Raw genomic sequence first — 21,006 nt, 5'->3', positions numbered from 1 at the left:
GTCAGCGTGACGGCCTTCGTCGCGCCCGTGCCGCCCAGCGTGACCTTGCTCTTCGTCGTGTCGTCGTACGCGACAAATGCGTTGGTCGCCACGCCGCTGCTGTTGAACGTGCCGCCCATGGCCTGCAATTGCGCGACGTTGACTGCGTCGCTGGCCGCGACGCCATTAGCCACGTTGGTCAGCGTGACCGGTGCTGGCGTGCCGACAAGACCGCCGAGCGTCACCTTGTTGTGCGCCGACGAGTCATACTGAACCGCGTTTGCAGAACCGCTCGCCGTTGCAGCCGTAATAGCGGAGCCCACGTCGGAATACGTCTGACCGCCAATCGTGAACGAAGGCATTTTGACGGTGCCGTCAGCGTTCACTCCCGCGCCGCCGCCGATCATGCTGGTAACGCCGGTCAGCTGATTAATATTGACCGCATCGGTACCCAGGGTACCCGCTGCAACGTTCACCACCTGGCGTTGTGCCGATGCACTGCCAACCGAGACCGTGTTCGCACGGTCTGCAATGGAGCCACTACCCAAGGCGACGGCATTGCTTGCGCTGGCTGTAGCGTTATAACCCAGAGCCACTGCATTCGCCTGGTTGGCCATTGCATTCGCGCCCAAAGCCATGGCGTTCAGGCCTGCTGTTGTCACCACGGCGTTGCCGCCCATTGCCAACGCGTTGGACGCGTTAGCCATGCTGGTAGAGCCCAGCGACAGCGCGTTCGCACCTTGTGCAGCTGCGTTGTAGCCGATCGCAACGGCGTTGGTGGCGGCATTGCTCGTAGTCGCGCCTGCGCCGATTACGGTGGTGTCCAGAGCCAGAGCCGCTGCTCCGCTACCGACGGCGGTGGAACCTGCCAACGCCGTGCCGGCGCCAGCACCGACTGCGAGGGAGCCCTGACCCAGCGCTGTAGCCGTCGGACCAATCGCCATTGCATCCAGCGAGTTGTCAGTACTCGTTGTCGTGCCTGCCGTAACGTTCGAACTCACCGCGATGTAGGCCGTGACCGGAGTCGCACCAAGCGTAGTTGCGCCGAGGAGCATGGATTTAAGGCCGGTCGACTGAGTAATCTGTTGCGACAGCGCAGTCTGGACAGCCGACAACTGACTGTACGTGACAGCGTCAGTGCCCGAGACGCCGTTCGCCACATTCATGATGCGGCGTTCCGCACCGACGTCGCCTACAGAAACAGCATTCGCCACCGTGACGCGAGAGTTAGCGCCGAGCGCCACGGAATTTGCAAACTGTGAGCGTGCGCCAGAACCAATAGCGACGGAGCTGGCTCCGCTCGCGTATGCGGCGCCGCCGATCGAAACCGACTCGGCACCCGTGGCGATCGCCGACGACGCAGCCGATACAACCTTGATGTACTTGGACGAGTTGGCGACATCATTGCTAAGGCCGCTGATAGCGGTGTCGACCTGGCTGAGGGCGGAGCCAACGTCGTTGTACGTACTGCCCTGCACGGTGTATGTCGGGTTGGTGACAGCACCCGTTGCGCTCACGCTCGAGCCACCGCCCAGCGCATTGGCAACACTGCTGGCGGTGCCGTACAACTGCGCCCCGTTCACGGCATCCTTGCTGGCAGACGTGACCTGCCCAGTTGCCACGTTGGTGAGGCCGACCGTTGACGTGGCCTGCGCGCCGCCAAGCGTCAGCTTGTTATGCGCGGACGAGTCGTAGATCACTGCGTCCGGCGAACCGCCACCCGCAACCGCTGCGATCGCGGCGTCCATCTGGCCGAGGTTCACTGCGTCGGTAGGCTGAGTACCTGCGCCGACGTTGATGATCTGGCGGGGTGCGGTGGTCGAGCCGACGGACACCGCATTCGCGCGGTCGGCCACCGAATTCGAGCCCAACGCCACCGAGTTATTCGCCGATGCGATTGCCAGGCCGCCGATCGCAACCGAATCCGTGCCGTCAGCTGACCCGTCTCCCAGCGTCGAATTGGTATGGAAGTACTTGACGCCGTGGTTGTAGATATTGATGATCGCCCCGCTCAGGTTATTCCCGAGCGAATTGATCGTCTGGTTCGTCTGGAACAGCTGGCCGCCGTTGACCGCGTCCGTGCTGTTGGCCGACGAGATATCGCCAGCCGCGACGTTCGTCAGCTTGACCGACGCCGTCTGTGTCGTGCCGCCGAGCGTCACGATGTCCCGCGCCGACGAATCGTATGTAACGATGAGCGGATTGCCGGCAATACCGTTGTTGACGAAGTTGTTGACCACATTGGTCACATTGGCGAGATTGCCCGCGACGTTAGCCACGTTGTTCGCAACGTTCGCCACGTCCTGGTTCGTCTGGAAGAGCTGGCCACCGTTGACTGCGTCTGTGCTCCACTTGGAACTGATGTCGCCGGCAGTCAGATTCGTGATCTTCGTACCGCTCGTACCCTTGAGCGTGATCAGGTTCGACAGCGAGCTGTCGTAGGTAACGGCATTCTGAGTCGTGCCGCCACCGCCGCCGTTGACGCTGGCGATTGCGGCATTCAACTGGTCCACGTTGACCGCATCGGTGCCCGCTGCGCCGGCGGTCACATTAGTGATTTGCCGCGTGTACTGAGATTTGCCATCCGAAGAAAGATAGCCGACTGACACGGCATCGCTGCGGCTCGCAACAGAGCCCGCGCCCAGCGCGACCGAGTTCGACGCCAATGCCACAGCGTTCGCACCGTATGCACTGGAATTACCGCCTGCGGCCAGTGAATACGGGCCGGACGCCACCGAGCTCGAGCCGGTTGCGCGCGCGCTGCTGGCCGTTTCCGTCGAAGGCGAATTGGCCTGGAAATAGCGCGTGTACTGATAAAGCTGCCCGCCGTTGACGGCGTCGGAGCTGCCGAGCGAGACGTCACCGGCTCCCAGTTGGGTGATCTTGTTGCCGGTCATGTTCACGGTGTTGAGCATGTAGATTCCGCTCAATGCCGCCAGTTCGAGGTGGCCATCGGCGTAGCCCGCTACACGCGCAGTAATGGCGCCGTCCGTGTAGCCGTTCGCGCCGTTGTCCGTTGCGCCGTTGTTCAACGAGAACGACATGCCGTCGTTGAGGTTGCAGACCATGCTCTGCACTGCGCTCGACACCGGCCCCCACGACGAGCCCATGGCATTCGTCAACTGTCCGGGACACAACTCCAGACCACCATTGCCTGTCACCGCCTGGGCCGCCGCCATGCCGGGGGCCATCGACATGCCCATTGCACCGATTGCCATGGCGATAGGCATGAAGGCAGTCTTCAACGAGGTCGCCGGGCGGCTCTGCGCACCGGCGTCCGACGAGATAGTGGAAGACGAAGCTGTCGCACGACCACGCGCCTTCGCGGTCTCGGGCGCAGCCACCCATGTTCCGGATACGTCATTCCAGACGCTGATATACGACTTATTCATAAATTCCCTAAATAGAGGGCAAGCCCCGCTTGCAGTTCGATTTGAGAAACCGTGCGCACACGCTCCCCGCACAAAAAACCGACCGGCACGTTTAAAGCTCGATCCAAAGTTTTCACGCATCGCGAATCTAACTGGGGGATGTATCTCTAAAAATCAGGAAACAGGAAAAACAGGTGGGAATTTTCCGCACATGTGCGGGATAAATCGCAGCCCATAGAAGCAATGCATTTATCGATACCAGGATGGACAAAATGACCATCAGGACGCCCCTCATCTGCACGCGCGCGTCAGCAAGGCCGACGCTCATGAGAGCATGCCGACGCCTCTTCACGGGGGCGCCCGGCCGCCGCTCGCGAAAATACACCAAGTAGCCGATTTACACGGACGACGTCCGATACAGGAATTGCAATGCCGAAATTGGGAAATTTCGCCGATCTATATGCCCCACAGATTCTTATACTTCTATGCGACACCGTTGCTGATATTTACCAGGCAAGATCATTCCTAGTTTTACATTCATACCTAGGACAACACAGCTTGCACAGCCGTGTCTGAGCACTTCTAATCCTCTTTAAGAGAAATCATGAAAATCGCACAAATCCGCCGCAGAAATAAGCAACTCGGTCAGGGCATGACGGAGTACATCATCATCGTCGCATTGATTGCCGTGTCGGCAATTGGCGTGTATTCGCTGTTCGGTCAGACACTGCGTAACCAGACCGCCGGCCTCGCCGTCGAAATGTCCGGCCAGAATGCCCAGAGCAATATCTCGACGGCGCAAACCAACGCCAACACGGCGACAACCAACGCCAACAAGACGAAGAACATGGGTACGTATAACGACGCTAACAACGTCGGCAACTAATCGACTCCGGTTAGCGATATCCATCATGCAAAGCTCTGCCCGCAAGGGCAGGGCCAGGGTCGCCGGCGCTAGCGGGCAGGCGCTGGTCCCTGCTCTGATTTTTCTACTGGTCGGCTGCATCGGCCTGTATGTGGCGTTCAACTCGTTCCAGATGACGAGCGCCAGAATCAAACTGCAGAACACCGCCGACGCAGCAGCCTACAGCGCGGCCGTGCTGCAGGCGCGTGACTACAACTTTTCTGCTTATACGAACCGCGCTGCGATTGCGAATCAGGTCACCGCCGCGCAGATAGTCGCCTTGAAATCGTGGATCGACGAACTGGACGCGACCTACTCGCCGTCGGACCTCGACAACATGGTCAACGCGCTTGCTGACCATCCGGCGCAATGGACTACCCCCAAGCAGATCGGCAAGGCCAGCATCGCACCGGTGCGCGCCACCCTGGACGCACTGCTGCCCACTGTTGCCCGCAACATCGGCGTGCTCAATCGCGCGCTCAGCGACGCTCAGGCGAACTATCACGCAGCCGTGCTTGCTGCGGTACCCGACACGGCCGAGGCAGTCGCACAACTGAACCAGCCCGACACTCACGTCACCGCCGGCTACTTCACGAGCCCACGCAATGCTGCGCAACTGGCGGCGTGGAACTCCTACACGGCGACCATCACGCCCGCGGGCAAGGTAGGACAGGACGACTTCGCCGACGTGGTCACGAATCCCGCCACGCTCGACCGGTTCGTCAAGAATCGCGACTCCGTCCGCAGCGTCGCACCGAATTTCCAGCAATTGAACGACAGCGCCAACACGATCTGCGGACCGGGCAGCTCTTTCACCATCAACGTGACGCACGACGGCGGTACCCAGTTGCGCACGGATAAAAGCGGCTGGCAGTCCATCGACGCGAGCACGGCGCACCTGCGCATCAGTTGCATTGGACCGATGGAAGCGGAAGCCGGCTACGGCGGCAGCGCCAACGGCAATATCACGAGCTACATGACCCATCCGCCCTTTGCTGCATGGCAGGACTGGGAGGGCTATGGCGGGTATTTCAACTTTGGCTACACGGGCAGTTCGACGCCTGGCTGGCAGGTGCCGGACGCCATGGCGGAACAGTTCCGCGCAGGGCCCGGACCTTCGCTCGACCCGGTCAACGGCGGCCTGCTGCCTTATCAGGAAGTGAATGGACAGCAGCTCTCCGCCAAGGCACCGCGCATCACTATCGAAGTCACGCGCGGCAGCGACACGCTCGTGAAAACCGTGGGCCTGCAGGGTGGCGGACGAATGCAATTGAACAGCGGGGCGGCCGGCGGTGCGATGCGCGCACTGTCGAGCGCCAGCGCCTACTTTGCGCGCCCCGATGAGACGTCTTTGGGCAGTTCGATTCTTGGCGGTCTCGTGCACGCCGACCAATGGGCGCGCCGACCATGAGACCGAGTACCCGAGCCTCTTCAGCCCGTACTGGCAAGCAGCGCTGGCACCGGTCGATGCCAGTGAGCGCGCGGCGGCTCAGGCAAACCAGATCCCGGTAGACCTTCAGGCGCAACAATAATGAAACGAACACCCGCTAGAAATGCACCGCAATCCGGCCAGGCGATGGTGGAATTCCTCGTCGCCATGATCTCCGTCATGAGCGTGCTGATGCTCGCGGTGATCATGCTCGGCAAGTTCAACGACGTCCGTAACCGGACGCTAATGGGCTCGCGCTATGCTGCGTGGGAGCGCACGGTCTGGACGGACAATGACCCGCGCAAGAATCTCGCCGCAGATGCCGGCACCACCGAGGGCTGGTCGAATAGTTACGGCGCCGCGGCACTCGCCGTAGGCAAGACCGACTCGGATATCAAGGGGGAAGTCCTGGAGCGCATCATGGCTGGCGACGGCGCGCCCGTTTCAGGCACAGATCACCAGCAGAGCGAGCTAGCCGCTACACAGCCAGCCATGTGGCACGACTATGGCGGCAACGCCCTGCTGGCCTCTGCTTCGGACGTTCAGATCAGCACAGGCACCGCGGACGATCCCGCAAGCAGTCAGACGGTCTCAGCCCTGGCCACGTGGCAAGTTCCAACTGCAACCGGTACGCCCTTCATGGCGCACTTCGCCCTGCCCACGCGAACGCTGCGAGCCGGCACAGTCAGCGTAGCCATCGCTCAGGACAGCAGCGTACTCAAGCGCTTGTGGCCGAAAGACAATCAGTTGCCCGCATTCAGCGGCCTCGCCTTCTCGAATACGAACGTGCTTATGACCAACACGTGGGTGCCGGACGGCTCGAACAGCAATCGCGCGCTGTTCAGTCAGGCGGTCCCGGCGGCCCACGTCACGCTGGTGCCGCCTAACGGCTATCAGTCCTTGCAGAAGTACGCGCCGGAGATTTCCACACTCCAGTTCGGCCGCATTCAGCAGGACGTCGTCCCGCCCAACCGCTTGAGCCAATGACACTGTTTACTCATCTTGCACGCGGCGCTGCGGCCGCGTGTGCGCTTCTTGCCGGCCTCGCGGTCGCGGGCGGCGCATGTGACAAGACGCCGGTTCGGCCGCGGAGCGTCGAAGCAATCGGGCGCGACATGATCGTGAACGGTGTGCCGACGTCGGTGGTCGGTATGCAGTTCGACGGCACGGTCGACGATGTCTCGAAGGCTTTCCGCGAATTCTGGTCCGCCGAAAACGCCCCGGCGAAAGGCCGGAGCACCGCATCCGGATTGATGCTCAGCGCTGTCGACGGCGACTGTTTCTACTTGCTGAGCCTGCCGCCGCAACGTGACAGCGCCCGCACCCGCGGGCTGATGAGCGTGGTCCGGCTTGGCGCCGACAAGGCGGAGCATCGGATTCCGGACTCGGCAGTCCCGCTGCCTGAAGAAAGCAACGTGGTCTCCGATGTAGAGAGCCACGATGGCGCACAGGCCGGACGCACGTGGCTGCTCGATCTGCCCGGTGGAGCCGGCTGGAACGCGCAGCGATACCGCAACCGCCTGGCGTTGCAGGGCTGGATGAACGTGGGCCGCGAGCCCGACTATCTGTCGGTCGGCGCGCGAGCCATGCAAGGTAAAGCGTTCGCGATGCAACGCGGAAAAGACAGCCTAGACGCCAGTTTTTCAGGCCGCGACGGACGAACCGTCGCGGTCATCAATGCAACCAGGAACCGTTGAGATGCACCAACGCTTTGATTTTCTTGCGAGGCTTCGCCGGCAGCGCGGCCAGGCTTATGCGGAATACCTAGTGGTGACGGCCGCCCTGATCGGCGTCCTTCTCGTGGCCACTGGCGACACCGCCTCGCCGTTCGCGTCGCTCGTCTCAAGTTTCAAGTCGCTTTTTAGCGCCTACAGCTTCACCCTCTCGCTTCCCTGACCGGCAACGGTCGTTTGGTCATGCTTAAGAAAATTAAAATCCGTTCGCTTCTGTCGAACTCGTGGGTACTGTTGTTCGCCGCCGTATGCGTTGCAGGCGGCTTGACATTTCTCCTCTACAAATACCTCAATGAGCGTGAAATCAGGCTGAAGCAGGAAATATCCGCGAACAAGACGCATGCCGACGTTCAAGTGGTGGTGCCCGCACGCGATCTGCCGGCCGGCACGCCGTTGTCGAGCAGCGATTTCGTTTCGCGTGAAATCCAGAGCGATCTCGTCTACGACGACATGATTCGTCCGGACAATTTCGAGCAGTACCGCGCGTCGCACCTCGTGAAGCCGGTGCGCCGCGGACTCCCCTTGCGCGCCGCCGACATCGACGCACTGCGCGGCCGTGATTTCTCCGACATTCTCCCGGCGGGACAGCGCGCCGTGACGGTCGAGATCGACACGGTCAACTCCACCGCGCTCCTGTTGCGCCCCGGCAATCGTGTCGACGTGTACTGGATCGGCAAAGCCTTCCATCAGGACCGCACATCCGACGACCAAAGAGTCGCGCAATTGATCATGCCCAACGTACTGGTGCTCGCCACCGGTCAGGACTTGCGCCCGCGCGACGCGGGCGAGGCGAGCGAGCAAGATCAGGCGAATGCGAACAGCAGCGCAATGAGCCGGCAACAGGGCATGGGCTACACGACCGTAACGCTCCAGGTGCCGGCGGAAGACGCGGGGCGCATTGCGCTCGCGCAGAAGATCGGCGGCTTGCGCCTGATCTTGCGCAACGCCGACGACAAGGCCAGCGGCGGCCCCGTGTTGACCGAAGAGCAAGACGTGTTCGCGGACCCGGCGACCGTTAGCGGGTCCGGCGGCAAGAAGTCCGGTGCGACGGCGCCGGTGGTCGAAGTAATTTCGGGGGGCGGCGCGGCCAGCGCCAACATTGTTCCGAGCATGCAGTCCGACTCGTCGCGCGAAGTCTCGACGTCTGCCAATGCACCGTCTGTCGCGGTTCCATCCGCATCTGTTTCGCCACAGCGCCAGCCAAGCGTCTACGAGCAGCCCAACGCCATCGCCCAACAACTGCAGAGGGCCGTTGCGCCCAGCGCGTCTCAGCAGAACTAAAGCATCGAGCACAGGTTTCAACCAATGAAAGTCAAAAACAATGCGGTGCGATTGCGCCGTCGGGTCCTGCCGTCCGTGCTGGTCGGCGTGTTGTTGTGCGAAGCCGCATCGCTGGCGCTCGCTCAGAGCATCTACTCGCCCGCAGCAGACGACGCCTCGGCGGCCAGCCGCGTGCTGGAAATGTTCCGCGGCGAAGTGCGGATTCTGCACGTGCCCGGCACCATCAAGCGCATCGCGATAGGTAACGGCAAGCTGATTACAGCGAACGTGGTCGACGGCAATCTCATGTTGCTGGGCGAGCAGGACGGCATGACGTCGCTCGTTGTGTGGAACGAGAAAGGCATCGCGCTGCAGACCACGGTGCGCATCGCGAAGTCTGAAGTCAACGCGTCACTGCAGCAGTTGCGCGCGGTGCTGAAGTCGGTATCCGGACTTCGCATCGACGCAATCGGCTCGAACATCGTACTGTCGGGCGTCATCCACCGCGACATGGTGGCGGTCGTCAAATCGGCGACGCAGGACATGAAGAACGTGATCGACACAACCACCGTCGACGAAGGCGAAGCACTGAGAAAGACCGTGCACTTCAAGGTGCAGATCATGGAAGTGACACGCAATGCCCAGAGAAAGCTGGGCATTGCGTGGGACAGCGCCTTTCGTGGACCGCAAATAGGTGGCGCTGGGAGCATTGCGACAGGCGCGGCAAAGGCTGTCACGGCGGGTACGAGCTACTTTCTTGCGGGAATTGCGTCGAACATCAGTTCGCAGATCAACTTCGCCGTGAATAACGGCGATGCGTTCATTCTGGCCGCGCCCGAACTGAACACGAGGAGCGGCGGCACCGCCAGCTTCCTGGCCGGTGGACAGGTGCCGATTCCGCAGTCAGGTGCGCTCGGCACCACGAACGTCATGTACAAGGACTACGGCGTCAAGCTGAGCATCAATCCGGTCGTCGACGCGAACGGCATCATCTCGGCACACCTGACCACCGAGATCAGCCAGATCGACCCAACGGTGAGCTATGGCGGTCTGCCCGGCTTTCTCACGCGCAGCACGAGTTCGGACATTTCCATGCGCACCGGCGAGACGCTCGCCATTTCCGGCCTGATCAGCGCAGACGCAGTCAACGACAGCGACGGCATGCCGTTCCTTGGCCAGATACCTGTCATCGGTCAGTTGTTCCGTTCGGACAGTTTCCGCGCGAAGAAAAGCGATCTGGTGATTTTCGTGACGCCGCTCATTTCCGATCCGGAACTCGCGCCTAACTCGGATCTGCTGGCGCGTGCCGATGGCATCGACAGCGCGTACGTCAAGAAGTTTGGCAATCCCGAGCCGCTTATCGCCGACCAGGAAAAGGCGGCGCACACCAATGCAGTTCGTCAGCCGATTCAGCCGACGCCCGCATTGCTGCCGGGACCAGTCCGCAGCACCCCGCCACTTGCGCCCGCGGCCGAAGGAGCACAGGCATCTGATTTCGACCAGGTGGCCGCTGACGGTGTGCCGCAAGCACAGCAACTGCGTTCGTCTTTCGCGGCGCTCGGACCCGACGCGGCCTCTTCGCCATCGTCTCCAATGATTCCGCAGGCGCAGCCGCAAACACAACCTCGGCAGCAAGCGCTAACGCAAGCGCAGACAGGCTCACAACGGGAGCAGCAACAGCAAGCGCAGCCTGCATCGCGATTGAAGCCCCAGGCGCAACCGCGACCGGTCACGCAAACACAGGCACAGACACAGACACAACCCCAGCCACAAGCGCAAATGCAACCGCAAACGCCGCCGCCCTCTGCAAGCACTCCACCCGAGGGCGTCGCCGAGGCCCTGCGCATGCTGAACGCCGCCGGTCAGCCGTCAACCGCGCCGAGCGCCACGCCGGACGCGGCGCTCTCCACGACGAACGGCAAAGTGCCGCCGCAGCAGATCGGCGTCCTCGGCAGCGCGCCGAACTGAACACGCCCTGCGGAGAATCGCCATGCTCAATCTTCAGATACACACGCGAAACGCGCCGGTGCGCGCGCTGCAAGTCGAACACGGTTGCACGATCGGCAAGGACGCGAGTTGCGACATCAGCGTCAAGGGTCTCCTGATCGGAAAATTGCAGGCGCGCATTGTGCGCGAGAACAACGCCTATTACATCGAGGACCAGGGCGGCATTGCGGCAACGCTGGTCAACGGCTCGCCGATCACACGCTATGGACCGTTGACTGAAGCCGACCAGATCGAGATCGGCATGACGACGATCAGAATCGTTCGCGCCGAAGCCAACGAGCATTCCGTTAGGCCGAGTCATCATTCGGCACACGGGCGCTCGGTGCACACTTCGCCGTCGGTGCACCTGGCGGAATCCGCACCTGTCGCGCTGTACTCGGCACAGAGCCCGGTTGAACCGGAGTGGCGTGCGGAGCCGCAGCGCTCTGTCGAAACAGGCTCGGCTGAGGCTGCACCTCATCCGCGGCCGCTTTCTCAAGCCCCGACTGCTTATGGCGCACGAGAGCAAACCGCGCGTCGCGAACAGCAGGCAGCCACAGCGCCGCGAGGGATGGTGCCCAGTTCAGCACCCGCCGGGAAGGCGACCGCCGAACCGCTGAAGATCGCACCGATCAACAGCCCGCTCGGCATCGAATTGCGCAAGCAGGCTCACATGAAAGTGATTGCGGCGCTCGACCTGCGGCGGCTGAACGTCGCACGCATGGAGGACGACGAACTGCGCAAAACGGTCAGCGCCGCGCTCGACGACATCCTGAATCACGACCCGATGTTTCGCACGCCGGATATTCCGCTCCAAACGCTGAAGAAGAGCGTGTTCGACGAAGTTATCGGTCTCGGCCCGCTCGAAGAACTGATTTCCGACCCGACCGTGTCGGAAATCATGGTCAATTGCCACAACGAAATTTTCGTCGAGAAAGACGGGCAATTGACTCGCTCGCCGGTCATCTTCACCGACGACCGCGCTGTGCTGGGCGCGATCGAACGGATCGTCGCACCAATCGGCCGCCGCATCGACGAAAGCTCGCCCATGGTCGACGCGCGCCTCGCCGACGGCTCGCGCGTGAATGCGGTCATCCCGCCGCTCGCGCTCAAGGGGCCGAGCATCACGATCCGGAAGTTCTCCCGGCGCAAGCTCGTGGGCGAAGATCTGATCCGGTTCGGCACGCTGTCGCCGCACATGCTCGAGTTCCTGCGCACCGCCGTCAAGCAGGGCGCCAACATCATCATTTCAGGCGGCACGGGCTCGGGCAAAACCACGTTGCTGAACGTGCTGTCAAGCTACATTCCCGACGACGAGCGCATTGTGACCGTGGAAGACGCCGCGGAGCTGCAACTCTCGCAGCCCAATCTCGTCTCGCTCGAAGCGCGCCCCGCCAACATGGAAGGCAAAGGCGCGGTCCATATCCGCGATCTGGTGAAGAACTGTTTGCGGATGCGCCCGGACCGGATCGTGGTCGGCGAATGCCGCGGCGGCGAAGCGCTTGACATGTTGCAAGCCATGAACACCGGTCACGACGGCTCGCTTACGACTGCTCACGCCAACACGCCGCGCGACTGCATTGCGCGTCTGGAAGTGATGACCTTGATGGCCGGGCTCGACTTGCCAGTCCAGGCAATTCGCGAACAGATCTGCTCGGCGGTCGACATTGTCGTGCAGCAGTCGCGTTTCTCATGCGGCTCGCGCCGCGTCACGCATATCACCGAAGTAAGCGGCATGGAATCGGGCGTCATCACGCTGCAAGACGTGTTCGTGTTCAAGGAAGAAGGCTTCAGCGAACAAGGCAAGATTCTGGGCAAGTTCGTGCCCACTGCCTATATTCCGGACTTCTATCAGGAACTGATTCGCCGGCGCATTCCCGTGAATACCGACATCTTCACGCATCCAGAGTGAGGACGACCATGAGCCTTCCGATCATTCTCACGCTCGCGTTCGTCGGCACCCTGTCTCTGATTTTCCTCGTGTCGCGCATGGGCACCTCCACGCTGCGGGCCGGTTCGCGTCAGATGGCCGGCGAGATCGAGTCGTCGCTTGCCGACACGTTCGTGTTCGTGAGCCGACAGAGGGCGGCTGCATGGAGCATGCTCGTCATTGTCGGTCTGCCGGTGGTTGTCTTTCTGCTCAGCCGCAGCCTGATCGTCGCGGCCGCTTCCATTCCAGTCGCGATGATGTTGCCGCGCAAGTACTTCGAGCGCATGCGCAAGAAACGCATTGAAGCCATCGAAAAGCAACTGCCCGATGCGCTGCTGATGATGTCCGGCGCGTTGCGCGCGGGCGCGAGTTTTCCCACCGCGCTTGAAGCCGTGGTGCATGAAACGCCCCCGCCCATTTCGCAGGAGTTCGATCTGTTGATGCGTGAAATCCGCCTCGGCATCGACCTCGACATTGCCATGCGCAACGTTGAAAAGCGCATTCCCGTTCCCGACTTCCTGATGATGACGGCGGCCGTGACCATCGCGCGTGAGGTGGGCGGCAATCTGGCCGAAGCGCTCGAATCCGTCGCGCGCACGCTGCGGGAAAAGCTGACGATGGAAGGCAAGATCAGGGCGCTAACGTCGCAAGGACGCATGCAGGGCATCGTGATGACCTGTCTGCCGCTCTTTCTGATGCTGGTGCTGCGCTTCATGGAACCCAAGGCAATGGCGCCGCTCTTCACGCAGCCGGTTGGCTGGGCCACGCTCGCCGTGATCGGTGTAATGGAACTTCTGGGCTATTTCTCGATTTCGAAAATCACCAATATCGACGTCTGACCATGCTGCTATTCATCGCTCTCGTTGTCAGTATCGGGCTGCTCGTTATTGCGGGCATCGCCTACTGGTCGATCAGCGGCCTCGCCGGCGCGGTGCCGCCGGAAGACCGTACCTATCTCGACCCCCTGCCGAAGTCGCTGCGCCCTTTGTGGCCGCTGGTCAATTTCGTGGTCCATCATTTCGGCTCGCGCTTCGGCAACAAGCTGGTCGCGAAAACCCAGCTGCAATTGCGCCTCACATCGTTGACGTTCCTGATGAACGCGCATCAGTTCATCGCGCTGTCTATCATCGGCGCGGCCATCGCTGCGCTCCTCGCGCTGCTGGGCATGCTCGCGCTTGGCGTCTTCTCGGTGCCGGTGGTATTCGGCGCCGCGTTGCTTGGCTATTTCTATCCCCGCATCTGGACGCGCGACGTGCGGCGCCGCCGGGTCGCGCAAATCCTTAAACATCTGTCTATCTATCTCGACTTTCTGACGCTTGCCGTCGAAGCCGGTCTGAACATTAACGGCGCGATTCAGAAGGCGGTGGAAAAAGGTCCGGCCGGGCCTTTGCGCTGGGAACTCGAGCACGTGCTGCGCGACCTGAAATCGGGCCTCAACCGTACGGAAGCCTTGCGCCGTCTGGACGACCGGCTGCGTATCAAGGAAGTGACGAATTTTGTCGGCGCCGTCGTGCAGGCCGAGCGGATGGGCGCCGGGCTCGCCAAGTCGCTGCGCTTTCAGTCCGAGCAGCGCCGCTCCGAACGCTTCCAGCGGGCGGAGAAAAAAGCAATGGAAGCGCCGGTGAAGCTGGTTTTTCCGCTGCTCGTGTTTATTTTTCCGATCACCTTCATCGTGCTGGGATTCCCTATCGCAATGAAGTTCGTGCAAGAGGGATTCCTATGAAACTCGCGTGTCTGAAGGTTCAGGGGCGCGACGCCAATCTCAAGGTGTCGATTGCACAGACCATGTGGCAACGCATGCGCGGCCTGCTCGGCCGCGACTCGCTGCCGCAAGGCGAAGCACTGCTGCTCAAACGCTGTGGTTCGATTCACACATTCGGCATGCGCTTTGAGATCGATGTGCTGTTTCTGGACCGGCGCGAACGCGTCGTCGCAATTCATCCCAATGTGCGCAAGCGCCGCGCGCTATTCAGCCTGCGCGCGGCCCACACCCTGGAAATGCCGGCCGGAGCCGCCGCTGAGCACGGACTAGCGGTCGGCGACTGTCTGATTTTCGAGGCCGCGTCGTGAATCTTTTTTCTTTCCCGCTACGGAGATCGCCGCTGTCCGGCGCAGTGACACGCGGCACACGCAAGCGCAAACAGTCGGGTCAGTCGATGGCGGAGTTCATCGTCATCGCGCCGCTATTGCTGTTCGTTTGTTTCGGCACGCTGCAGTTCGTGCTGCTGTACCAGGCGAAATCGACACTGGACGTCGCGGTGCTGGAAGCCGCGCGCGAAGGCGCCGTCAACCACGGCTCGATGCAGGCAATGCGCTTGGGCCTTGCTCGCGGACTCGCGCCAATTTACGCGCGGCAGGCAAGCGCCGAGGGCGCCGCGGCAGCGCTCGCGAAAGCTCAGGCCGACGCCAGCAATTTCAGCGTCATCACCGTCCTCAATCCGACGCCGGCCGCGATCAGCGACTACGCGCGGCCACGCTATTACTCCGACGAGGGGGTGACCTACACGGAGATTCCAAACGACTCGCTGATGTATCGCGACCCTTCGATACCGACCACTGCGGCGTCGGGAATGAACGTTCAGGACGCCAATATTCTGAAAATACATGTGCACTACTGCTACAACATGTATGTGCCGCTCGTGAACAAAGTGATCTACTACGCGGCCAACGTGATCGGCCCTATCGGCACTGGGGGGATTCTTACACGTGAGCCGGCGAGGCCCGACATCGATCCCTACGGTTTTCCGAAGAACGGCGACTCGCTGTGTAGAGTCAAACTCGTGGACGGCATCAAGACGGGCCGCTGGCCGATCTCGCTGGATTCGGAAGCGATTGTGCGCATGCAGTCGCCGGTGAGAGCGTCGGCACTGAGCGACTCGCCGAACCCGACGGGCGATTGATGGCGCGTCGGCTACTGCTGGCCGCCGCCGCGTGCAGCGCTTACCTACCGCTTCGCGCTCAAGCCGTGGATGCGATCGTGACTGGCTTACGACCAGCGCCAGGCGTAGTGATGATGGTGGGCGGAATGGCGGGCGCCGCGGAGCCGGTCGCGCGGCCCGCTCGCGCGGCGCCGCGCGCGCTCGCGCCTGCGCGTGACGATGCAATCGGTCCCCAGCCGGTGGTGGCCTATCCACCTGACGACGCCGACGCTCGCCAGTCCGTCGTAATCCAGCCTGGCCGTGCATCATTCAGCGACGCGGTCCGGCAGTCATCCGCGTCGGTCGCTGCGCGCGTCATGGGACTGTGGCCGATCATCAACGAAGCAGCGCGCGCGGCCGGGCTGGACAGCGCGCTGCTGATGGCGGTGATCGACGTGGAGTCAGGAGGTAATCCGCAAGCGGTGTCGCCGAAAGGCGCAACCGGCCTCATGCAATTGATGCCCGACACGGGCGCACGACACGGTGCGTCGGATCTGTTCGACGCACGTCAGAATGTGGCTGCGGGCGCCCGCTATCTGAAAGAGCTCATGCGCCAGTTCGGCGAGTTGCCGCTTGCGCTGGCTGCCTATAACGCCGGCGAGGGAGCCGTACAAAAGTACGGTGGTCAGATTCCGCCGTACGCTGAAACGCAGAGCTATGTGCCGAGGGTGATCTCCCGCTACACGTGGTATCGGAACGCAGCGTCTTCAACGACGAGCGCGTGGGGAGCTGAACTAGCCGAGGGCGGGAATGGACGCATGTTCGCGGTAGGTTCACCGTCCCGGAACTGAACGAATAACCTGGAAGCACACATTACGCGTAGTTAGGGCCAGCGTCTGCGCCAGTATCGAACCGCACCGCTTCTTCGATTGCTTTATCGAGACGGATGAGCGCGTCTGCAACCACTGGCATCAGCGCCGTTGCGAGCTCACAATGCTGCTCACGCGCTGCCGTTTCCAGTTCGGACAACGCAGTAATCAACGCATCGTGACCCAGCATGCGGGCCGATCCGGCCATGCGATGTGCGGCGCTTGCCACTTCGGCCCAGCACCCCGCCTCGAGACTCTGCTGTAACGACGCGAGCCCCGTTCGGTTTGTCTCCGCGATCAGTTCAAGCACACGCTTGATGGCGCGCTCGTCGTCGCCAACCAGTTGCTGTGCATTGGCTCGCAGCAAGCGGGAATCCGGACAGGATATTGCGGCTTTCATGTTGTGCGTACCTCGCTCGTCACGCCGATGCAATGCGGCAACGACGCGCCAGATCGATCAACTCGACCAGCGATTTCACGCCCAGCTTGTGCATGATGCGGGTCTTGTGACTGCTTACCGTCTTGTTGCTGATGAACAGCGCGTCGCCGATTGCCTTGTTCGACATGCCCTTTGACAGCATCTGCAAAATCACGAGTTCCTTGTCGGAAAGCAGCATGATGCGCCCTTCCTCGCCGCTCGATGCCACGCCCGGCGCAATGCTCGCGCCGTTGGGGCCCACCGGAAAGACGGTGTAGCCGGCAAGCACGGCTTCCACGCCGCGCATGATCTCCTTCATTTCCTGCGACTTGCCGACGAAGCCGTGCACGCCCGAACGCATGGCGCGCGGCGCAAACGTAGCCGGGTCATGGCCCGAGAGCACCATCACGCGAATGGGCGGGTGTACGAGCTTCAGGCGCGGGATCACATCGAGGCCGCTGATGCGCGGAATGTCGAGGTCGAGTATCGCGAGGTCGGGCTTGTACTGGCGAGCCATCTCCACCGCGGTCTGGCCGTTGTCCGCCTCCACCACTTCTTCGACACTCAGCAGTTGCATGAGCTGCAGCCTGACAATCATCCGGAACGCTGGGTGGTCGTCGATAATCAGAATGGTTGACATGTGTTGCATTTCTCCTGAAAAAACTTCCGTTTCCCGTTGAGGCCGACCCTGGACTTCCGGTGGCTCGCTGCCTGGCTTCCCGCCGCGTTAGGTCGTTGTCGTCCAGCCGTCGAGAGCGCTGGCGCGCGCAGCGAACACGCGTCAGGACGCGGCAACGACAAACTGGATCTCAACGCGGCGATTGGGCGCAAGACACCGCACCAGTTCATCGCGCCTCGTTTGACGGCATTCGGTTACCGGCTTTGCGCTGGCGAGCCCACGCACCGAGATGGGCGAGGTGACGCCGCGCGCGCGCAGATAGCGCGCCACCGTTTGCGCGCGTTGCAGCGACAGCCTCTGGTTGTGTGCGTTTTCGCCAAGACGGTCGGTGTGGCCGGTGACCGCCAGTTCGCGAAGTGCGGCAACTGTCCTCAGGCTGCGCGCTACCTCGTCCAGTTCGCGCCGGCCTGCGGGCAGCATCGCGGCATCATTGCCGCCGTCGAAACGGAACAGCAGATCGGCGCGCAGCGTGATGGTGCGCGACACGGTGGGCGGCGCTGCAGTTGGCGTTGCGGCTGGCGCTGCGAGCGCCGCGTGTTTGCATTGCAACGCGCTTTCAGCCGATTTGCGCAAGTTCTCCTGCACGTCGGGCAGACGCTGCTCGGCACGAGCGAAGCTGCGCATCCATGCATCGTGGCCGGCTTGCATGAGCTGCACCTCGGCACACGCGAGCGGCTGCTGCGCCTCGGGGCACGAAGCGATGACAGGATCGGACTTGATGGTATTGACGATCTTCCATAGATCGGGCCGCACTACCGAGACAGTGCGCAAAGCAGGGTTGGTAGCGGAGAGTGACGCGCCTTTTTCAAGGCCGCTTGTGATAACCGCCGCCTGGCCGATTGCCTCTTCGACGAAACCCCAATGATCGCCCGCCTGCCGTTCCTGCTGGCCGGCGTCGATCCAACATTGCGCCTTGCTGCGGAAGTAGCCGTTCTGTTGCGGTTGCAGGAGGTCGAGGCGCGCCTGCAATGACTTGAGCGCTGCGCCGGTGTTGGCGACGGGGGCGTACGTATTGACCCATTGCGGGTTGGCGGCCCCTGCCGCCTCGTCTTGCGGGGCACCCAGGCCGGACGTCAGCAGGGTGGGGTCTTGAATGCCGAGCCGTGCACGAGCGGCGTGGTCTGCGCAGGCTGTTAGTGTCAGCGCGCACACAAGCACGGTTAGCGAGGTCTTCATCAGCGGTCTGCGTCTCGCGCATTTTTTTATCGAGGGATAAAAGTATGACGAGACGCAGAGGCGCGCGGAATGGGATGAATCTTAGAACGATGCAAAGAGTTGTTGATTATCGCGCTGCGTCAATGAAGTGCGCGACATTTTCTGGTCCGCCTTTACGCCCTCACCGCGCGCGCCGCATTGCGGCCACGCAGCCACTCGAGCGCGAGCAGCAGACACGTCGAAAACACAATCAGGATGGTGGCCAACGCCGCAATAGTCGGACTGATATTCTCGCGGATGCCTGTAAACATCTGGCGCGGCAGCGTCGTCTGGTCTGCGCCCGCCAGGAAGAGCGTCACCACCACTTCGTCGAACGACGTCGCAAACGCGAACAGTGCGCCGGAAATCACACCCGGTGCGATTACCGGCAGCGTGATCCGGAAAAACGTCTTCACCGGATTCGCACCGAGCGACAGACTCGCACGCACGAGGTTGTAATTAAAGCCCTGCAACGTCGCCGCGACGGTGGTCACGACAAACGGCACACCAAGCGACGCGTGGGCAAGAATCAGCCCAATGTAGGTATTGGCCATCCCGAGCGGCGCGAAGAACAGATACATGCCGACGCCGACCACCACGACAGGCACGATCATCGGCGAGATCAGGATCGCCATGAGCAGACCCTTGCCGCGGAAGTTGGCCTTGGTGAGCCCAATGGCAGCCAGCGTGCCGAGCACGGTCGCAACCACGGTCGCGGACGGCGCGACGATGAAGCTATTCTTAGCCGCCATACGCCACTCATCAGACGCAATCAGATTCTGATACCAGCGCAGCGACCAGCCAGGAATCGGATACACCAGAAAAGTGCTCGACGAAAACGACAGCGGCACGATCGCCAGCACAGGCAGGATCAGATACAGCAGCGTCAGTACGGCAAGCGCGCGCAGCGCGAAGTACCAGACGCGCTCGACGAGCGAGGTGTGCGGCGCGAACAGGGGCTTGGCAAGTTTCATATCGGCAGACTCCGTTCAGCCGAGGCTCAGCGATGAACGCGTGAAGCGTCCGTAAATTACGTACAGCACGAGCGTGGCGGCCAACAGCAGCCCGCCGAGCGCGCAGGCCATGCCCCAGTTGATCGTCACGTTGGTGAAATACGCGACGTAATAGCTGACCATCTGGTCGTTCGGTCCGCCGAGCAACGCGGGCGTGATGTAGTAGCCGATCGCAAGAATGAACACGAGCAACGCGCCGGCGCCAATGCCGGGATAAGTCTGCGGTACGTACACGCGCCAGAATGCGGCAAATGGATGACTGCCGAGAGAAACGGCCGCGCGCTGATAGGTGGGCGGAATCGACTTCATCACGCTATAGAGCGGCAGGATCATGAAGGGCAGCAGAATATGCGTCATCGAGATATAGACGCCGGTGCGGTTAAAAAGCAGCGCGAGCGGATCGTGCAGCAGGCCGCTGCCGAGCAGCGCCTTGTTCACGAGCCCTTCGCTTTGCAGAATCACGATCCATGCGGCGACGCGCACGAGAATCGACGTCCAGAACGGAATCAGCACCAGAATCATCACGAGGTTCGCGCGACGCTCCGGCAGCGTCGAGATCCAGTAGGCGAGCGGATAGCCGAGCAGCAGCGCGAACAACGTGACGGCCGCGCCGATCACGAAGGTGCGGCTGAACACGGCCAGGTAGATCTGCTGGTCGGGGTCGGTCGGAATGATGTGGCCGAATGCGTCCTGCTTGTGATCGAGCGAAGCGAGCAGATAGAACGGTGAATACGGACTGCCGTTTTTCGCGATGGCCTGCCAGTACGCGATGTTGTTCCAGCGCTCGTCGAGTTCGGCGAATTTCGCGTGGAATTGCGCGGGCGTCAGTTGCAGCGGCTTGCTGTTGTCGTCGACGAACGGCATGGCGCGCGCCGACTTGGCGACGAGCGACCTGTAACCGGCAATTTCCACGTTGAGCCGGCGGGCGAGCGCGCCCATGCCGTCGCTGTCGGCAATCGCGGTCAGGTCGGTGGCGAGCGCGGCGTAGGCGGCATCGGGCGGCGGCGTCTTGCGATCCCAGGTACTCAGCGCGCTCAGCGTATGCGGCAGTGCGTTCACGACCTCGGGATTCTGCGCGGCGCGGGTCAGCAGCGCCCCGATCGGCACGACGAAGATCAGCAGCAGAAAAATTGCCAGCGGCGCGATCAGCAGCAGCGCCATGGCGCGCTTTCGCGCTTCCGCGGCTTTGAGTTCGCGCTTGAGCCGGCCGGTTGATTCCGGCGTGGAATCGGCGGCGATCGTCATCGTAGTCACACCTGGTCTCCATGCAAAAGCTGTCGGCCGGAGTTCGCGCTTTAGCGCGTTACTCCGGCCCCATGCAAAGCTGTCGGCCGGAGCTCGCGCTTTAGCGCGTTACTCCGGCCCCATGCAAAGCTGTCGGCC

At 62.0% G+C, this 21,006-nt stretch carries 18 protein-coding genes and 1 pseudogene; 13 read left to right on the top strand and 6 right to left on the bottom strand.

What is annotated here, in order from left to right:
- Positions 1-3,371 (bottom strand): ESPR-type extended signal peptide-containing protein (locus tag F757_RS0128810; protein WP_027214396.1); only part of this gene is annotated, 3,371 nt, incomplete at its 3' end.
- 583 nt (positions 3,372-3,954) lie between these two features.
- Between F757_RS0128810 and F757_RS0128805 the strand changes: the two genes are divergently transcribed.
- The 13 genes and pseudogenes from F757_RS0128805 to F757_RS0128745 all read left to right on the top strand — a co-directional run bounded on the left by F757_RS0128805 (position 3,955) and on the right by F757_RS0128745 (position 16,301).
- Complete coding sequence (locus F757_RS0128805) at positions 3,955-4,236, top strand: Flp family type IVb pilin (protein WP_027214395.1); 282 nt, start codon at positions 3,955-3,957, stop codon at positions 4,234-4,236.
- Between the two features lie 25 nt (positions 4,237-4,261).
- Positions 4,262-5,786, top strand: a pseudogene (locus F757_RS34290) (pilus assembly protein TadG-related protein).
- Positions 5,786-6,670: a hypothetical protein gene (locus F757_RS0128795; protein ID WP_027214394.1), complete on the top strand. Its 885-nt coding sequence runs from the start codon at positions 5,786-5,788 to the stop codon at positions 6,668-6,670. The pseudogene F757_RS34290 and the gene F757_RS0128795 overlap by 1 nt, the downstream one beginning before the upstream one ends.
- Positions 6,667-7,380 carry a hypothetical protein gene (locus tag F757_RS0128790; protein WP_027214393.1) on the top strand — a complete coding sequence of 238 codons (714 nt, stop codon included), beginning with the start codon at positions 6,667-6,669 and terminating at the stop codon, positions 7,378-7,380. The genes F757_RS0128795 and F757_RS0128790 overlap by 4 nt, the downstream gene beginning before the upstream one ends.
- Before the next feature lies 1 nt (position 7,381).
- Positions 7,382-7,579, top strand: coding sequence for a hypothetical protein (locus F757_RS0128785; RefSeq protein ID WP_027214392.1), 198 nt, complete (start codon positions 7,382-7,384; stop codon positions 7,577-7,579).
- 20 nt (positions 7,580-7,599) lie between these two features.
- Positions 7,600-8,697 carry a Flp pilus assembly protein CpaB gene (cpaB, locus tag F757_RS0128780; RefSeq protein ID WP_027214391.1) on the top strand — a complete coding sequence of 366 codons (1,098 nt, stop codon included), beginning with the start codon at positions 7,600-7,602 and terminating at the stop codon, positions 8,695-8,697.
- Positions 8,698-8,721: 24 nt separating this feature from the next.
- The gene (locus F757_RS0128775) at positions 8,722-10,644 is read left to right on the top strand and encodes a type II and III secretion system protein family protein (RefSeq protein WP_027214390.1); all 1,923 of its coding nucleotides are present in this window, start codon (positions 8,722-8,724) and stop codon (positions 10,642-10,644) included.
- Between the two features lie 22 nt (positions 10,645-10,666).
- Positions 10,667-12,574: an ATPase, T2SS/T4P/T4SS family gene (locus F757_RS0128770; RefSeq protein WP_027214389.1), complete on the top strand. Its 1,908-nt coding sequence runs from the start codon at positions 10,667-10,669 to the stop codon at positions 12,572-12,574.
- 8 nt (positions 12,575-12,582) lie between these two features.
- On the top strand, positions 12,583-13,431 hold the full coding sequence (locus F757_RS0128765) for a type II secretion system F family protein (RefSeq protein WP_027214388.1): 849 nt from the start codon (positions 12,583-12,585) through the stop codon (positions 13,429-13,431).
- 2 nt (positions 13,432-13,433) lie between these two features.
- A complete protein-coding gene (locus tag F757_RS0128760) occupies positions 13,434-14,315 on the top strand; it encodes a type II secretion system F family protein (protein WP_027214387.1) in 882 nt (293 codons plus the stop codon).
- Positions 14,312-14,662: a DUF192 domain-containing protein gene (locus F757_RS0128755; RefSeq protein ID WP_027214386.1), complete on the top strand. Its 351-nt coding sequence runs from the start codon at positions 14,312-14,314 to the stop codon at positions 14,660-14,662. The genes F757_RS0128760 and F757_RS0128755 overlap by 4 nt, the downstream gene beginning before the upstream one ends.
- Positions 14,659-15,492 carry a TadE family protein gene (locus F757_RS0128750; RefSeq protein ID WP_027214385.1) on the top strand — a complete coding sequence of 278 codons (834 nt, stop codon included), beginning with the start codon at positions 14,659-14,661 and terminating at the stop codon, positions 15,490-15,492. The genes F757_RS0128755 and F757_RS0128750 overlap by 4 nt, the downstream gene beginning before the upstream one ends.
- Before the next feature lie 77 nt (positions 15,493-15,569).
- Positions 15,570-16,301, top strand: a complete 732-nt coding sequence (locus F757_RS0128745; RefSeq protein WP_442856670.1) for a lytic transglycosylase domain-containing protein — start codon at positions 15,570-15,572, stop codon at positions 16,299-16,301.
- A gap of 22 nt (positions 16,302-16,323) precedes the next feature.
- Here the strand turns inward: F757_RS0128745 and F757_RS0128740 are convergent, their stop codons facing one another.
- From F757_RS0128740 to F757_RS0128720, 5 genes are all read right to left on the bottom strand, one after another.
- Positions 16,324-16,719, bottom strand: a complete 396-nt coding sequence (locus F757_RS0128740; protein WP_027214383.1) for an Hpt domain-containing protein — start codon at positions 16,717-16,719, stop codon at positions 16,324-16,326.
- Positions 16,720-16,738: 19 nt separating this feature from the next.
- Entirely contained in the window at positions 16,739-17,377 is a 639-nt protein-coding gene (locus tag F757_RS0128735) for a response regulator transcription factor (RefSeq protein WP_013342094.1), read from the bottom strand.
- A gap of 141 nt (positions 17,378-17,518) precedes the next feature.
- A complete protein-coding gene (locus tag F757_RS0128730) occupies positions 17,519-18,592 on the bottom strand; it encodes an OmpA family protein (protein ID WP_027214382.1) in 1,074 nt (357 codons plus the stop codon).
- 152 nt (positions 18,593-18,744) lie between these two features.
- Positions 18,745-19,584 (bottom strand): ABC transporter permease, encoded by an 840-nt coding sequence (locus F757_RS0128725; protein ID WP_027214381.1) that lies wholly within the window; start codon positions 19,582-19,584, stop codon positions 18,745-18,747.
- Between the two features lie 15 nt (positions 19,585-19,599).
- Positions 19,600-20,877, bottom strand: coding sequence for an ABC transporter permease (locus F757_RS0128720; RefSeq protein ID WP_027214380.1), 1,278 nt, complete (start codon positions 20,875-20,877; stop codon positions 19,600-19,602).
- Between the last annotated feature and the right edge of the window lie 129 nt (positions 20,878-21,006).

The organism is Burkholderia sp. WSM2232 (assembly GCF_000472545.1).
In the GTDB taxonomy this organism is placed as follows: Bacteria; Pseudomonadota; Gammaproteobacteria; order Burkholderiales; family Burkholderiaceae; genus Paraburkholderia.
Note: the sequence above shows the minus strand (reverse complement) of the source record. Positions and strands in the feature narration are given on the sequence as shown.

Coding starts and splice junctions, on each gene's coding strand:
- F757_RS0128805 (WP_027214395.1), top strand. CDS start 3,955: ATGAAAATCGCACAAATCCGCCGCAGAAATAAGCAACTCGGTCAGGGC.
- F757_RS0128795 (WP_027214394.1), top strand. CDS start 5,786: ATGAAACGAACACCCGCTAGAAATGCACCGCAATCCGGCCAGGCGATG.
- F757_RS0128790 (WP_027214393.1), top strand. CDS start 6,667: ATGACACTGTTTACTCATCTTGCACGCGGCGCTGCGGCCGCGTGTGCG.
- F757_RS0128785 (WP_027214392.1), top strand. CDS start 7,382: ATGCACCAACGCTTTGATTTTCTTGCGAGGCTTCGCCGGCAGCGCGGC.
- cpaB (WP_027214391.1), top strand. CDS start 7,600: ATGCTTAAGAAAATTAAAATCCGTTCGCTTCTGTCGAACTCGTGGGTA.
- F757_RS0128775 (WP_027214390.1), top strand. CDS start 8,722: ATGAAAGTCAAAAACAATGCGGTGCGATTGCGCCGTCGGGTCCTGCCG.
- F757_RS0128770 (WP_027214389.1), top strand. CDS start 10,667: ATGCTCAATCTTCAGATACACACGCGAAACGCGCCGGTGCGCGCGCTG.
- F757_RS0128765 (WP_027214388.1), top strand. CDS start 12,583: ATGAGCCTTCCGATCATTCTCACGCTCGCGTTCGTCGGCACCCTGTCT.
- F757_RS0128760 (WP_027214387.1), top strand. CDS start 13,434: ATGCTGCTATTCATCGCTCTCGTTGTCAGTATCGGGCTGCTCGTTATT.
- F757_RS0128755 (WP_027214386.1), top strand. CDS start 14,312: ATGAAACTCGCGTGTCTGAAGGTTCAGGGGCGCGACGCCAATCTCAAG.
- F757_RS0128740 (WP_027214383.1), bottom strand. CDS start 16,719: ATGAAAGCCGCAATATCCTGTCCGGATTCCCGCTTGCTGCGAGCCAAT.
- F757_RS0128735 (WP_013342094.1), bottom strand. CDS start 17,377: ATGTCAACCATTCTGATTATCGACGACCACCCAGCGTTCCGGATGATT.
- F757_RS0128730 (WP_027214382.1), bottom strand. CDS start 18,592: ATGAAGACCTCGCTAACCGTGCTTGTGTGCGCGCTGACACTAACAGCC.
- F757_RS0128725 (WP_027214381.1), bottom strand. CDS start 19,584: ATGAAACTTGCCAAGCCCCTGTTCGCGCCGCACACCTCGCTCGTCGAG.